Origin of the sequence: Fibrobacter sp. UWEL, assembly GCF_900142535.1 — a bacterium.
Classification (GTDB): Bacteria; Fibrobacterota; Fibrobacteria; order Fibrobacterales; family Fibrobacteraceae; genus Fibrobacter.
Window position 1 is genome coordinate 30,563 of sequence record NZ_FRBE01000006.1, and the last position, 14,430, is coordinate 44,992.

Annotated in this window: 13 protein-coding genes; 7 read left to right on the plus strand and 6 right to left on the minus strand. The window is 50.3% G+C overall.

Annotated elements, in window-relative coordinates; translation table 11 throughout:
- The first annotated feature begins 2 nt into the window (after positions 1 to 2).
- The 3 genes from BUB59_RS05375 to pyrC are packed head-to-tail and all read left to right on the plus strand — an operon-like array spanning position 3 to position 2,761.
- On the plus strand, positions 3 to 881 hold the full coding sequence (locus BUB59_RS05375; RefSeq protein WP_073226636.1) for an MlaE family ABC transporter permease: 879 nt from the start codon (positions 3 to 5) through the stop codon (positions 879 to 881).
- Positions 881 to 1,711, plus strand: a complete 831-nt coding sequence (locus BUB59_RS05380; protein WP_073226644.1) for an ABC transporter ATP-binding protein — start codon at positions 881 to 883, stop codon at positions 1,709 to 1,711. Before BUB59_RS05375 ends, BUB59_RS05380 begins: the two co-directional genes overlap by 1 nt.
- A 48-nt stretch (positions 1,712 to 1,759) precedes the next feature.
- Positions 1,760 to 2,761, plus strand: coding sequence for a dihydroorotase (pyrC, locus tag BUB59_RS05385; RefSeq protein ID WP_073226647.1), 1,002 nt, complete (start codon positions 1,760 to 1,762; stop codon positions 2,759 to 2,761).
- 43 nt (positions 2,762 to 2,804) lie between these two features.
- On the opposite strand, the gene BUB59_RS05390 is transcribed toward pyrC, so the two are convergent.
- Positions 2,805 to 3,056: a hypothetical protein gene (locus BUB59_RS05390; protein ID WP_143160244.1), complete on the minus strand. Its 252-nt coding sequence runs from the start codon at positions 3,054 to 3,056 to the stop codon at positions 2,805 to 2,807.
- A 134-nt stretch (positions 3,057 to 3,190) separates the two neighbouring features.
- Between BUB59_RS05390 and BUB59_RS05395 the strand changes: the two genes are divergently transcribed.
- The 4 genes from BUB59_RS05395 (at position 3,191) to BUB59_RS05410 (ending at position 8,819) form a co-directional block, all read left to right on the plus strand.
- On the plus strand, positions 3,191 to 3,934 hold the full coding sequence (locus BUB59_RS05395; RefSeq protein WP_073226654.1) for a lysophospholipid acyltransferase family protein: 744 nt from the start codon (positions 3,191 to 3,193) through the stop codon (positions 3,932 to 3,934).
- 1 nt (position 3,935) lies between these two features.
- Complete coding sequence (locus tag BUB59_RS05400) at positions 3,936 to 6,311, plus strand: ribonuclease R family protein (RefSeq protein ID WP_073226657.1); 2,376 nt, start codon at positions 3,936 to 3,938, stop codon at positions 6,309 to 6,311.
- Positions 6,312 to 6,322: 11 nt separating this feature from the next.
- On the plus strand, positions 6,323 to 7,240 hold the full coding sequence (locus BUB59_RS05405) for a rhamnan synthesis F family protein (protein WP_073226660.1): 918 nt from the start codon (positions 6,323 to 6,325) through the stop codon (positions 7,238 to 7,240).
- A 172-nt stretch (positions 7,241 to 7,412) separates the two neighbouring features.
- Positions 7,413 to 8,819, plus strand: coding sequence for a T9SS type A sorting domain-containing protein (locus BUB59_RS05410; protein WP_073226663.1), 1,407 nt, complete (start codon positions 7,413 to 7,415; stop codon positions 8,817 to 8,819).
- Positions 8,820 to 8,892: 73 nt separating this feature from the next.
- Here BUB59_RS05410 and BUB59_RS05415 read toward each other — a convergent pair whose 3' ends face one another.
- The 5 genes from BUB59_RS05415 to BUB59_RS05435 all read right to left on the minus strand — a co-directional run bounded on the left by BUB59_RS05415 (position 8,893) and on the right by BUB59_RS05435 (position 14,425).
- Entirely contained in the window at positions 8,893 to 10,359 is a 1,467-nt protein-coding gene (locus BUB59_RS05415) for a hypothetical protein (RefSeq protein WP_143160245.1), read from the minus strand.
- Positions 10,360 to 10,369: 10 nt separating this feature from the next.
- Positions 10,370 to 11,941 carry a hypothetical protein gene (locus tag BUB59_RS05420; protein WP_073226669.1) on the minus strand — a complete coding sequence of 524 codons (1,572 nt, stop codon included), beginning with the start codon at positions 11,939 to 11,941 and terminating at the stop codon, positions 10,370 to 10,372.
- Positions 11,942 to 12,031: 90 nt separating this feature from the next.
- Positions 12,032 to 13,819, minus strand: coding sequence for a membrane protein insertase YidC (gene yidC, locus BUB59_RS05425; RefSeq protein ID WP_073226673.1), 1,788 nt, complete (start codon positions 13,817 to 13,819; stop codon positions 12,032 to 12,034).
- Positions 13,816 to 14,085, minus strand: coding sequence for a membrane protein insertion efficiency factor YidD (gene yidD / locus BUB59_RS05430; protein WP_369806266.1), 270 nt, complete (start codon positions 14,083 to 14,085; stop codon positions 13,816 to 13,818). The genes yidC and yidD overlap by 4 nt, the downstream gene beginning before the upstream one ends.
- Positions 14,057 to 14,425, minus strand: a complete 369-nt coding sequence (locus BUB59_RS05435) for a ribonuclease P protein component (RefSeq protein ID WP_234979956.1) — start codon at positions 14,423 to 14,425, stop codon at positions 14,057 to 14,059. Before BUB59_RS05435 ends, yidD begins: the two co-directional genes overlap by 29 nt.
- Positions 14,426 to 14,430 lie beyond the last annotated feature (5 nt).

Below are 14,430 nucleotides of genomic sequence, written 5' to 3' on the forward strand. Positions count from 1 at the left end.
TTATGCTGACGCAACAGACCAAAAAACGTTTCAAGCTTAGCCTGCCGGGAAGAATCTTCCACGGTCTTGGCATGTTTATCCTGAGACGCCCCCTTGGTCAGCAGTTTACACTGTTTTGCCGTGCAATCTCTAGCATTTTTTCCAAGAATCGAAACTTCAAGACCGATGCAAGAAACGTCATCGCCCAGACCTTCTTTACGGGTGTGGAAATTTTTCCCGTGCTGTTTGTGGTGGCCACCTTGTTTGGAACCGCGGTCATTATTGAAGTCATGACCATGATGGGCAAGATGGGCTTTTCCGATATTATCGGTGACATGCTGGTCATCGTGATCATTCGTGAACTTGGCCCCATTCTTACCGCGTTCTTAATTGCGGGTCGAAGCGGGTCCTCCCTGACCACATATATTGGAAGTATGGTGATCAACTCCGAGGTGGACGCCCTGGCCACCATGGGCGTGAACCCCATCCGCTTTCTCGTGATGCCGGGTCTGATTGGCGGTTGTATCGCCATGGTGTTCATGAACATCATTTTCAGTTCTACCGCACTTGGAGTCGGATTCCTGGCAACAAAGGGAGCCATTCTCTTGACAGGTAACGCACTGAACTTGCAGTTGACCTGGAGCTACATGACTACGGAAATCATCAAGGCGATTTCCATCAGTGATTTTATTTTCATCATCTTGAAGCCCATTGTATTCGGTGCAATTGTCACCACCAACGCCTGCTACCAGGCACTGAACATTCCCCGTGACGTGAGACAGGTTCCTAAGGCAACCTCCCGTTCCGTGATTAAGTCTTTCCTCTACATTGTGTGCGCTGACGTGATTCTCTCCATCTTCTATTTTGTCGACTACATGAACAACATTAACAACCTCATCTAATGTTTGACGAAGCACTAAGACTGGAAGATATTCACCTGGCATACAAGGACCTAGCGGGCACGTTCTTTTCGAAACCCCGCGCCTTAGAATTTTTCAGCAAGGATGAAAACGACCCTCAGAATGAGCTGATCGTAGGGGCAAACCTTACGGTGACAAAGGGCGAGACCTTGTGTATTGGCGGTGGTTCTGGCCAGGGTAAGAGCGCCCTCCTGAGAATTATCGCAGGTCTGGTAAGACCCTCCAGAGGAAACATCTATTATTTCGGTGAATACATCCCCCCGGAACGATTAACCGCTTTGGAAGTGGCGAAACGCCAGGTGGGTCTAGTGTTCCAGAACGGAGCCTTGATTTCCAACCTGAAGGTTCGAGACAATATTGCTTTGCCCCTCCGTTACCACCGCATGGGTTCCCCCGAGGAAATCGACGAAAAAATTAACATGGCCATGGACTTGATGCGAGTCCGTGACGAAGCGGATTTGTTCCCTCACCAGCTTTCTGTAGGTATGCAGAAGCGTGTGGCCATCGCCCGCTCCTGGGCAATGGACCCGAAGTTGCTGCTGATGGACGAACCAACCGCAGGTCTGGACAACTACAACCGACGCAACCTGCTACCGCTGATTGACAACATGCGTACTCTGTTCAAAACCACCATCATCATCGTGACCCACGACCTTTTGATGGCCAAGGAACTGAACTGCAATATCTGCTTCCTCCATCGAAAAGTCTTGACCGCACCCGAAAGCTTTGACTACTGGGTTGAATCCGATAGTGAAATTTCTAGAGAATTGTTCCGCGAAATGCGCACCCAGCAATCCTCCGCCCTCCATTAATTTCACCCTTCATTTTTCATCTTTCACCTTTCATTCTTCATTCAAGCTATGTTCTTACCTTTACCAGACGATTTCCATGCACATCTTCGTCAGGGCGACCTGATGCCCGGTTACGTTCGTGATCTGGTGGGCCAGTTTGGCCGCGCCATCATCATGCCCAACACAGTTCCTGCAATGACATCCGCAGTATCTATCGCCCAGTATAAGAAGGAAATTCTGGATGCCGCCGCTGCAGTCCGTCCGGACTTCAAGCCTCTCATGACCTTCAAGCTGAATCCCAACTACACAGAACAGGACCTGAAGGATATGATGGCAGAAGGCGTGGTCGCCGGCAAGTACTATCCCGCAGGCGTCACCACCAACAGCGCCGATGGCATTAGCGATTTTGAAGCCGTATTCCCGGTTGTCGCCATGATGGAAAAGCTTGGTCTCGTATTGTGCGTTCACGGCGAAGAACCGGGCGAATTCTGCCTGGATCGTGAACCCGCCTTCATCAAGCGCGTGGAAATTCTGGCAGAAAAGTTCCCCAAGCTGAAGATTGTCTTCGAGCATCTTTCCAGCGCAAAGGCAGTGGAGGCAGTGAAGCGCCTTCCCGCCAATGTGGCAGCCACCTTTACCGTTCATCACCTGATGATGACGCTGGATGACGTCATTGGAGACGCCCTCAGGCCTCATCATTTCTGCAAGCCCCTGCCAAAGAGGCCTGAAGACCGTGCCGCCATTCGAGAAGCCGCCTTCAGCGGCAATCCCAAGTTCTTCCTGGGCACGGACTCTGCCCCGCACCAGCAGGGTAAAAAGGAATGTCCTTGCGGGGCAGCTGGCGTCTACAGCGCCCCCGTAGCAATCCCGCTCCTGGTTCAGGAATTCGAAAACGCAAACGCCCTGGATAAGCTCCCCAACTTCATCGCAGGTTTCGGCGCAGACTTCTACGGTCTGCCCCGCACCACCCAGCAGATTGAAGTAGTGAAGGAATCCTGGATCGTTCCCGAAATCGTCAACGGAGTCGTCCCCCTAGCAGCCGGCCAGAAGCTGAACTGGAAAATTAAGTAATCACAAAAAAAGTCCGCTTCATGCGGACTTTCTTGTTTAAACATTAACGTTCATGCATTCGAGTGGGGCTATACGGACAGCCGGAACCGGTACTTGACGAACCGCACCAAATGCATTTTGCACCACGTCCATGACGATGCACGCGGACCGGGCTGTAAGGGCAACCTGATCCATAGCTAGACGAACCACAAAACTCACAATGAGAGGAATCATCATTGTGTTCATGCTTTTTTGTCGGGCTATAAGGGCAGCCAGAACCATAGCTGGAAGAATTGCAATATCTGCATTTTGACATAGGCATCTCCTTGGAAAGAGTCATCTTTTTTAATATAACCTGTCCGACCTATTTTTCAAACTTTTTTAATCACAAGCATTGTGTTCCCGCGGGCTTTTTTTATATAGATTATCCTTGAATTAGGATTGAACTTCATGCGTTTTTTACTTGCAATTCTTTATTACGTCCTCGTTTTCGGGGGTATGTGCGTCATCGGGATCCCTTATCTCATCTATAAGGGTTTTATCCGCAGACAATGGAGTGACATCACCAAGATTTGCGTTTTCTATCTGCCAAAGGTTCATCGCCTGTTCGGCATCGACATCGCAGTGGAAGGGGCAGAAAACATTCCCGAAAAGAAGGGTTTTGTCATGGTGGCTAACCACACCAGCTTTATGGACATTAGCGTCCTGTGGCTAGCCGTCTCCCCCACGATTTTCATTGCCAAGGCGGCCCTCTGGAAGGCACCCGTGTTTGGCACAATGCTTAGCGCCATCGGATGCATTCCGGTCCACACCAACCCCCGTAAGAACGCAGGCATGGGCAAGATGGTCAACAGCCGTCTGGAAAAGGGTTACAACATGTCCGTTTTCCCCGAAGGACACCGCAGCGTAGACGGTCACCTGCTGAAATTCCAAAATGGTATATTCCGCATGGCGAAAGAGTACCATTTTCCCATTTTACCAATTACATTAATAGATGTAAATAAAATACTGCCAAAGGTCAAGTGGGCCATTTATCCGGGCCAGATCAAGGTGGTCATCCATCCCCTCATCAAGCCTGAGGATTATGCCGATAAACCCATGGCCGAATTGAGGGATGAAGTACAAGATTTGATTGAGTCCGCCCTGCCCTACAAGCAGGCGGCATGTGCAAGCGATGCACAAAAGGAGGCTTAAAATGGCTATGCAGTTACCTAGCGAAGATCAGATCCTCGCCATTCTCCACGACGAACCTATGGTAGGCAGCCGCCTGCGCGCCGCCCTGGGCTTGCCCAAGAAACAGAAAGTTGCATTTAAGCAGTTGCTTGCCGAAATGGTGGAGCAGGGTCTCCTGAAGCGCACCAGCAACAAGGAATACCAGCCCGGCGATGGCGAATCTCTGGAAGAGAAGCGTGAAAAGCGCCTGAAAAAGATGGCTGAAATCAGCGACGGGGACAACCGCCGTCCGGCAGCCCGTAGCCGCCGCCAGACCACCGACGACAAGAGCACCCGCGTCCGCCGCGGTATCCTCCATCAGGTAGGCGAAGAAGACTGGATCGTCACGGAACTGGAAACGGAAAAAGAATTCGAGATGTGCCACCGCAAGCAGGCTCCGGGCAAGGAAGGGGAAACCATCAGTTTCACCCTCTATCCCCATCCCAAACGCAAGCACAGCTATTTGGCAAAGGTGGATCATTCCGCAGAACTGGAATCCATGACCTGGCAGGAAATCACCCAGAAGTTCCAGGATGACGCCAACCTTCCCAAGGGATTCAGCAAGGAAATTCGCGACTACGTGGCCGGCCTGAAGGCTCCCACCGCCAAGGATTTCAAGGGCCGTGTGGACTACCGCAAGACCACCATTCTCTGCATTGACCCGGAAGGGGCTATGGACCACGACGACGCCATCTCTGTGGAACGTACGGAAGACGGCGGCTACAAGCTGGGCGTCCATATTGCAGACGTGAGCTACTACGTACCGGAAGGCAGCCCTCTGGATTACGAAGCTATGGAACGTAGCTACACCCAGTATCTGCCCTGGACTGCAGTGCCCATGATTCCCGATGAACTGTCCAGTGACATTTGCTCCCTCCACGAAGACGTGGATCGTTGTGCACACACCTGCATGATTATCCTGGACAAGGACGCCAACGTACTTAGCTGGGATTTCCATCGCAGCATCGTCCGCATTACCCGTTCCCTCACTTACCAGCAGGCAAAGGCCCTCTGGGAACAGGGCGACAAGGATATGCAGGACCTTGCAGAAGTGACGGCAAAGCTGAAAAAGAACCGCACCAAGGATGGCCTGCTGGAATTCAAGAGCACGGAATTTGGATGCCACTTCGACGAAAAGGGCGAGCCCATCGACATCTATCCCCGCACCACAGACATTTCCAACAGCTGGGTGGAAGAATGTATGTTGATCGCCAACAACTGCTGCGCCAAGGAATTGAAGAAGCGCGGTCTCCAGGGCATCTACCGTATTCACGAAGCTCCGGACACCAAGGACATTATGGAACTGTACTATATGTACCCCAACCTGTTCCAGGGTTCTCCCGTCATGCTTCGCGAGCTGGGCAAGCCCCGCAGTGGCGATACCAACTTGAATCCCACCGCCTTTAAGCTGTACGAACATCTGATTAAGAAAGCGGGTGATGATGAAACCCTCACCAACCGAATTCTCCGTTCCATGCAGAAGGCTCATTACGACTCCAATAGCTTCGGCCACTTCGCCTTGAACTGGCAGGACTACAGCCACTTCACTTCACCCATCCGTCGTTATGCCGACTTGTGGTGCCATCGTGAACTGGCTCGTAAGGGCAAGGAAATTTCCGCAGAACGTAAGGAAAGCGTTATCGAAGTCTGTGACCTGATTTCCGCAAACGAAATCAAGAACATGAAGACTGAACGTATCGCCATCAAGGTCTGCAGCAGCTACATTCTGCGCAACCGTATTGGCGACAACTTCGAAGCCACCGTCAACGGCATTGAAGAATGGGGCATCTACGTTTCCATCGCAGATCCCATTGCCGAAGGCCTTGTGCGCTACCGCGATATCGCCGGCGATGACTTCTACGTATTTAACGCTGACCAGGGTCTTGCATTCGGCAAGCGCAGCGGTCGCACCTTCCGCCGTGGCGACAAGGTGATGGTCCAGTTACTCCGTGTGGATCCTCTCCGCGGCCAGGTAGACTTTAGCCTCATCGAAAAGCTTTCTCCCGAGCCCAAGAAGCAGCGCCGCACGCGCCAGGATGTGGACAACGACGCACGAAACTTCAACGAACGTATGGACCGTGCCGAAGCCGCAGAAGCTCTGGGATACGTCAGCCAGCCCGATGATGACGATTACGAACCGGCATTCACCTCCGTAGGGAACCGCGGTCGCCGTGGCCGTCGCGGATCTGACGCAGACGCACCTAGCTTTGAACGTTCTGGTCGTGACGCCCGTGGCAAATCCTCCCGCGGGGGCCGTGGATCCAGAAGTCGCGACGAAGAACCTCGCTCCTCTCGTGGCGGCAAGGTAGGCATGTCTGCAGCCGCAAGGCTTAAAAACAAGAAGCGCGGTCGTCGCTAATTAGGGTCACCATGGTCAACATCACCAGACTTGCACTATATGCCAGCTATCAAACCGGGGATACCCTCCCCGGCTATGTCCAGTTTGCGCTTACCCATCTGGCAGAGACTGGCTTTCATGTAGTGCTGCTGACAAACAGGCGCGAGTTTTCCAAAGACACTCTGGATTTTCTATCCGAACGGAAAATCGAACTGTACCTGACGGAAAACCACGGGTTTGACTTTGGCATGTGGCGACGCTACCTGAAGGACAAGGCCCCCATGGGAATGCAATCCCTGGAGCGCCTCCTGCTCATCAACGACTCCATGGTGTATTACCAGAACAAGTTTGGCGATTACATCCGTAGGGCAGAAGCTAGCCCGGCTGACGTAGTCTCCCTGACGGAAAACAACGAAGTGAGACCGCACCTCCAGAGTTTCTTCCTATATATGAAGCAACCCGCATTAGGTGCGTTCTACCTCCACATGATGGAAATTCCCGAGCAGGACAACTTCTATGACGTAGTCCACAAGCTGGAAATCGGTCTCGCCAATACATTCGATGAGGCAGAAATCCAGATGGAAGCCTTGTACAAGACGACCGGTCCCGTCATGTTCTGCTATCCCGAAATCATCTCCCAGGGAGCGGGTTTCGTCAAGCGGAAGCTTCTGCAGAATCGTTTCAACTTTATGGAAAAGGTCCACTTTATCCGTCGGGATGCTTACGATTCCCTCAATGCAGATTACATCCAGCACATTCTGGATGCAGGCCTAGCAGAAGATTTCAAGGAGGAATGGCTCCCCCGCCCTGTCAACAGCTCGTTACAGAAAACGGCGGACCTATTATGGGAAAAACCTTTCCAGAAGGTGGGCTGGCCCCTTCTTCGAACGGCCATCAAGACAAAGTACAGACTGTTAGGCAAGACGCTCGAAGGCGACGAATACAAATAATTCTAGACGGATCCCCCAAAGGATCCGTTTTTTCGTTATACATGTCACGCTATTTTGCAAAAACGGAAAAACCGGTTGTCTTTGTTAAAAAAAACATTATGTTTGACAATGATGGGAAATAATCCATTGTTTATCAGGTTGGGTTCCTGATAAAAAAACATTAGGAGGCTATATGAAGAAGTTATATAGAACTTTTGCAGTTTCTGCTGCATTACTCGCTGGCGCAACAAGCGCATTTGCCGGCAAGACAATCAACGTACTCGTTCCTTCCGACAATGAAAGTTGGGAATCCCAGACACCTATGATTTCAATGGATGGAGGCGTGACCGGTAAGGCCATGACCGAAATTCCCAATAGGTGCGGCTGGTTTACCTACACTTTTGAAGGCGAAGTTTCAGACAACGTCGTTTTTTACCCCAGCAACGATGCAAATCGTGATAACGTGATCGGTCTAAAGGGGAACTGGGAATCCAGTTCCGCTGTGACCGCCATTCCCCTGGCCTCGCTCTTTAAAGCATACGATAAGGAAACCCTGTACTTCGTCTCAGACGAGGATCAGCTCCTTGATGGTACCGAAGAAATTGGCTGGTATACCTTCGATCCTTTTGTTGATGGGAACTGCAGTGACGAAAACAAAGTTGCAATCACTGTCAATAAGCATCGTGATGTATCGGAAAATACAACAGCCTATGATATTTGCTACAGCACGTTTGATGAAACCGCATGTGGCAAGGACATAGAAGAACTTGTGGGTTCCAATATTGAGTACTATCTGATATCTAACGCTGACTGGAATACAGGAAAAACAACACATCTTACTTCTGGCAAGGAAAGTGTACCCGGAATCGACTTGACCAACCCTTATGAACCTAAGGTGAACAAGAAACGACTCTCCATTCAACCCGGCAGATGGACTCTGTTAGTATCCATCAATGGTCGCACAAAAAAAATGGAAACATTCCGTTCTACAGGTGGTGTCAACATTCTGGCTACAGCAGAAGCCGACGTATTGGACTCCAACGGCAATCAGCTAAAGGGACTCCACTACACGGCCACAACGGAAATTGTCGCAGGTGTCCCCACCCCGATCTACATTTCCACAATTCTTGACGATACAGAAAATCATGCTTATCTAAGTATTGATGATGCCGTAGGAATAACCTACTTCGCCGATGCAGACAATCCTAGGGTTCATCTCTACGAAAAAATCGGAGAGGACGAATACCTCTGTGTTGATGGTTCAAGCCGAATCATTGGAAACGATGGCGTTGACACTCTGTACGTCTTCTTGGATCCGAAGGACCTGAACGCAAGCTCCAACGAAGCAACCATCCTCCTGAACGGAATTAACGAACTTACCGTCAATTTCAAGGCAGGCCAGGTTCTTCAGAAGGCTGTCATGGGAATCGGCTCCATGGCAAAGAGCGCTCCCTCCAGCAAGAGCTATGCAATCTACAACATGCAGGGCCAGCTTATCAAGAAGGGAATGCTCACCGATGGTGCACAGCTCACTGTTCCCACCAGCGGTACCTACATGGTTCGCATGGGCAATACCTCCAAGGTAATGAAATTCAAGTAATCCTCCTCAATTCAATCAAAAACTCCCGGGTGTTCACACTCGGGAGTTTTTTGCATTTAGCACTTTAATCATTCTAGAAGAACAAACCAGCTTTAACTCTTATCATAAAGCCGTTTCTAAAAAGCTGGAAGAACTTATTCACATTAGAGACGTTATCTTCTCTTACGTTTGGGACATCTTCCACTACGGGGGCTTCTGGATTATCTTCCGGAATCACAACCTTCTGTTTTACCGGCGGATATTTTTCAAGATTGTAATAGAAGGGAACCACCTGAGAAATATCGATGGAAGAGAAGAAATGTTCCTTGGGAGTTTCAAAGCCAAAGCCCAAAGAGACCAAGGAGCCCACCACATCAATATCCCAGCTTAAGGTATCCGTGTAATGGCTGGCGTAAAGTACATTGGACGTTTCCGTACGCTTGCGTAATTCTGCATGAGCATTCGCATAAAACACATCCATGCCTACCCGCGGTTTCAAATGCCAGCCACCTTTCACAATGTCCCAGTCATATTCGTAACCTAGATCCCCGAAGTATATGGAACCCGTTCCATACACGCGGAAACTTCGGGTAAACACGCTAAAGGAAAGAGTCTTGATAATGGAACTGGTCAAGGCACGATTGGGAGCCATCGTCTCATAGAACCGGCGTTCCTCCCAAGGAATGTTCAAGTCCAGCTGGGCATAAGTACCACGGGCTTCCCAATAGGCATCCCTATTTGGGTCCGCAGTAGAATAATGCTTGTAATTGAGGTGAAGCAAATTTACATCAAGTCCTGCAGGCAGATAGAAGAAACGTTTTTCACTTCCGTCTTCCCGCAGCAAGCCAAAGAAATGCTGGTCAGCGTAAATGTAGATGAAGTCTGCAGAGAACTCATGAGGAAAGTTCCTGTAGGAATAGGAAGGATCAACGGCCCAGAATTCGGACGAGTCGCTGAACACATAACCTTCCCGATTTGTAACAGGATCAGTATCTCCATAGGTAAAGCCCACATCAACCTGATGGTTACCTAATTTTGAACCTAGGGTAAAGCGCCTAAACTGGAACGTATTTTCGTAAGCGCCTTCCACCACGGGAATAATATTCAAGGCGGCAGCAGATTTCCACTTCACGTTGACGGAGTCCAGACGACCGCGACCATAGTAGGCGCCAGCAAACACCGTAGAGTCAAAGGTGTCCCAGTGGGTGGATGCCACAAAAAGAGGCAAGGACATTACGTCCACGCGAAAGTTGACATGCTTGAAATCCGACTGTATGGTAGCGTATCCCAGATTCAAGTCCTTGCTTCCGGAAAGAGTCCAGGTGTAATACTCGTTCATGCCATCATATTTCCAGCTGCCCTCAAATCCCAGATGGACAAAGCCGCCCTGTACCATCCAGTTTTTCACCTGGGTGGAATCGGAAACAATGCAAGCGGAACCGCTGATTTTTCGTTCCTTCTGGTCAAGCAAAAAAAGGCCGTTGCAATCCACAAGGGCCTTTGTATTCCAGGCGAAGCTGCTCACAGCAAGGAGCAGTAAACCGAGAAGAATTTTCATCATGCAGAGAAAATTACAGACGATCTAACTGAATCAGGAAATCCCAGACATCCTTCTGAGTCTTGAACTTGGGGAAGATTCCACCAAAGGACGGATCCGGGAAGTACAGCTTGTTGTAGACGTTAGCTTCCGTCAAGTGAGTATTATCGCCCTGGAAATCCCGGAGGGTAGAAACCTTGTTACCCTCGGCATCCGTAAAGTAGAAGGTACCAAAGTCAGAAGGATCTTCAAAGGAATAATACGGAAGGAACGGTTCGTAGCCCTTGGTATTTTCAAAGAGTTTCTTGATATCCACGGTCAGCTTGTAATCCAGATCGCCCTTGACATCCCCAAAGTCAATGATATAAGGACCATCCAGGACTTCGTTCAGGATTACGTCAATGGCACTTACCGCATCCTGCAAGTCCTTCACGCTTACGTCAGCATCGGCACCATCGCCCACAACGTAGATGTCGTAGATCTGGGAGCCTTCATCCATAGATTCGTTGATACCATACTTCAAGCCAGCGCGAGTTTCGCGAAGGGCGCTATCCAGCAAGGCGGGAACAGAATTCCACTGCTTTTCCCAACCCGGATTTACAGCAGAGAACACGCCATTTCTACCCAGCAAGTTGCTCAGGAAACGGATAGCAGCGGTCTGCTTTGCAGAATGAGCACCCACATCCGTAAGGCGAACGTCCGTGTAATTTGCGAACCAGTCATAGGAACCATTTTCGTCAAATTCGAAGTTCAGGCTAACAGCCATCGTGAACACAGCCTTTGCGCCGAACATCGCGCCAAGAGCCGGGCCAAATTCACTCTTGTCCAATTCACGCTTTCTGCCATCCGCCATAAACTGCATGGTGTAATCATCCTGTGCAAGGACATTCTGCATATAGGCGATGGAGGTATCCAGGGCAGGCAGGACCTGAGTTGCAATAATGTTCTGGGCATTAATCGTAATGGATTCACCCGCTCTATTCGCAAAGCTCTTCAGGAACTTGGAAGTCTTGAGGGTGCCTTCGTAAAGCCAGGTTGCTTCGTCAGCGTCGTTAATCGTCTCGACGAACTTCTTAACTTCCGGATTGTTGATCAAATCCACCAGGCTAGAAACGGCATAACCCAGCTGAGCACCGCAACTGTTGGGATACTTCTGCAGGATTTTGGCATACATGGGCTTGACTTCGGCACTCAATTCCTGAGCGTCAGCAAAACGTTCATTGCCCAGAGTCTTGAACAATTCAAACGCCTTGGAGTTGGTTGCATCCAGAGCCTGCAATTCTACATCGCTCATCTTGCTGTCGCAAGCGGAGCGTTCAATATCCGATTCCACCGGCTTAACCACAGAAGATTCCTTAGAGGAGGAACTTACCTTGGAAGCACCTTCGATAGAACTGGAAGACTTTGCATTACTTGCAGAACTCTTTGCAGAGGGAGTTTCTGCAGAACTGGAGCTCAGGCCCAGCAGTTCATCTAGATTCACAGAAGAACTACTTGCGGGAGCTTCGTCCTTGGGAGTGCTGGGAGCGTGACTGTCGGAAGAACAACCGACAAAAAATGCAGCAACAGCTGCGGAGGCCAAAAACTTAAGAGCCTTGTTATTCATAACTAACCCCGTGTTGTTATTTATCAGCTACAAAATAAAAAAAGAGCGAGTCGAAAAAGACCCGCTCTCTAAGAATTCACCTAAAAACTCTTACTTGACGATCTGTGCATCCTGAACTTTCTTACCTTTCACGGTCTTGCTGGTGTTGGAACCATTCTGATCGCGACGGATAATCTTGTACTGGGCAATGCTCCAGATGTTGGAAACGATCCAGTAGAGCACCAAGCCAGAGGGCATCACAGCACTGAACAGGAACATCATGGCGGGCATCATCCAGGTCATCATCTTGGCCTGGGCAGGATCCATACCGGCATTAGAGCCCATGGTCACCTTGGTCTGGAAATAGGTAGTGATCACCATGATGATGGGGAGCAGGGCAAGACCCGCAGGCATGATGAACGGAATGCTGAAACCGCTCAGCACCACGTCACTACGGCTCAAGTCAGAGATCCACAGGAAGGCGGGCTGACCGCGCAGTTCAATAGCGCGACCCAGCACGAAGAACAAGCCCATAAAGATCGGCATCTGGAAGAACATGGGCAAGCAGCCACCGGTGCAGCTAGCCATGGGGTTCACGCCATTTTTCTGGTACAGTTCCATAATAGCGGCCTGCTTCTTCTGAGGATCGCTACGATACTTCACGTTGATTTCGTCCAGCTGGGGCTTCAGCTTGCTCATGGCACCCGTAGACTTCATCTGCTTGACAGTAAACGGAGTGGTGATACCGCGGACAATGAAGGTCACGATAATGATGGCAATACCATAGTTAGGAATGATGCTGTAGAACAGGTTCAAGAGTTTCAGCAACATCTTGCAAATCCAGACAAACCACACATCAGCACCGCACCAGCGCCAACCACTGACAATCACCTTCTCGTAGTCCTTGTCCAGAGATTCCAGCTGGTTCCATTCCAGAGGGAGAACCATCAGGTTGTATGCCAGGGAGTCGGAACGAACTTCGTCGCGGAGAGTAAGCTTGTAAGTACCCGGATCAGCATCGTTTTCAAGAACCTTCATGGGGGTAGCGCTAATGGAAGCGGCCACCGGAGTATCGAACTGCATGGTCATGGCGATGTACTTGCGACGAAGACCTGCCCAGCTGACGCGACCGGTTTCGTTTTCCAGTACGCCATCCTTGTTCATTTCACGTTCAACGTTCTTGGTGTTGTTATAGATGATTTCGCTAAAGAAGTAGGAGTTGCCACCCAGGCTTCTGCCGGAGGGAATCACTTCCGTTTCCTTCAGGCCACCGTCCATGGCCAGTTCATAACCGCGGGGCTGGAAGCCAACAAACTTGTTTACCTGACGAACAGCAACACCATCCTTAGTAAAGCCGAAGGAACGAATCACCTTGCTGTTGCCTTCCGTAAAGACAAACTGAACGGTAGTATCGGATTCCACCACAATCTTCTCGGGAGCATCGCCAGCGTCAAACAGAACGGAGCCCAGGTCAAAGGCGCCAAGCTTCAAGTTCAAAGCACCCAGGTTGGTATCCTGAATCAGTTCCGGGAAAGCGCCGGTGGAATCAGGAAGAACCTTAGCCACAACACTCTGGACCTTACCGCCCTTGTTGGTAAGAGTCATGATGAACTTTTCAGTTTCCACCACGATGGTACGAGGTTCAATCACCTTGACCGGTGCTGCAGCTGCAGAATCGGAGGCTGCGGAATCAGCGGTAGCAGGTGCTACAGCTGCAGGCGCAGCAGCAACAGCAGCGGGTGCTGCAGGAGCCAAGGTCTCGCTCTGGGGAGCAGCGACAGCAGCAGGGGCTGCCGGAGCTTCTTTAGCGGGAGCCTGCTTTCCGGAAAGGCCAAAGCCAAACCAGGCAACCATGATCGCTACGACCAGGATGGTTCCGACGAGGGTATTCTTGTTCATCTTCTTTCCTTTTTAGGAGGTACGGGATCGTAACCGCCTTTGCAGAAGGGGTTACACCTTAAAATTCTAAAAACCGCAAGATAGAAACCTTTGAGGATTCCGTGTACCCGGATAGCCTCAATTGCATACTGAGAACAGGTCGGTTGAAACCTACAGACGCCATGGAAAAAATAAGGATGAATAACCTGGTAAAGACGGATAGGCGCAATCATCATGCCCCTAGCCATATTACGGATCTTATCCATTCTGGTTGGCGGAGTCTGCATTCTGGCTCCATTCCATTTTCTTGAAGATTTTTTCGGCTGTTTCGCGGAACCGTTCCGAAGTCACTTCTTCGGCCTTATCGTTCACGATGATCATCGCCCAGACGGGCTTTGAAATATGGGGAACCATCCCATAAAACAGCGGTCGCAATAACCTGCGGCACCTGTTGCGGTAAACGGCGTTGCCGTTTTTCTTTTTTGCTAAAAAGCAGAAACGACAAAAACCGTCCGGACTGTCAATCCACCTCATCGAAAACGATGAACCGCGGACGTACTTTCCCTGGACGGCTACTTGCCGGTAAGCGGGCTGGTTGGGCAGCCTATAAGAACGTAGACTGGCCACGAGCC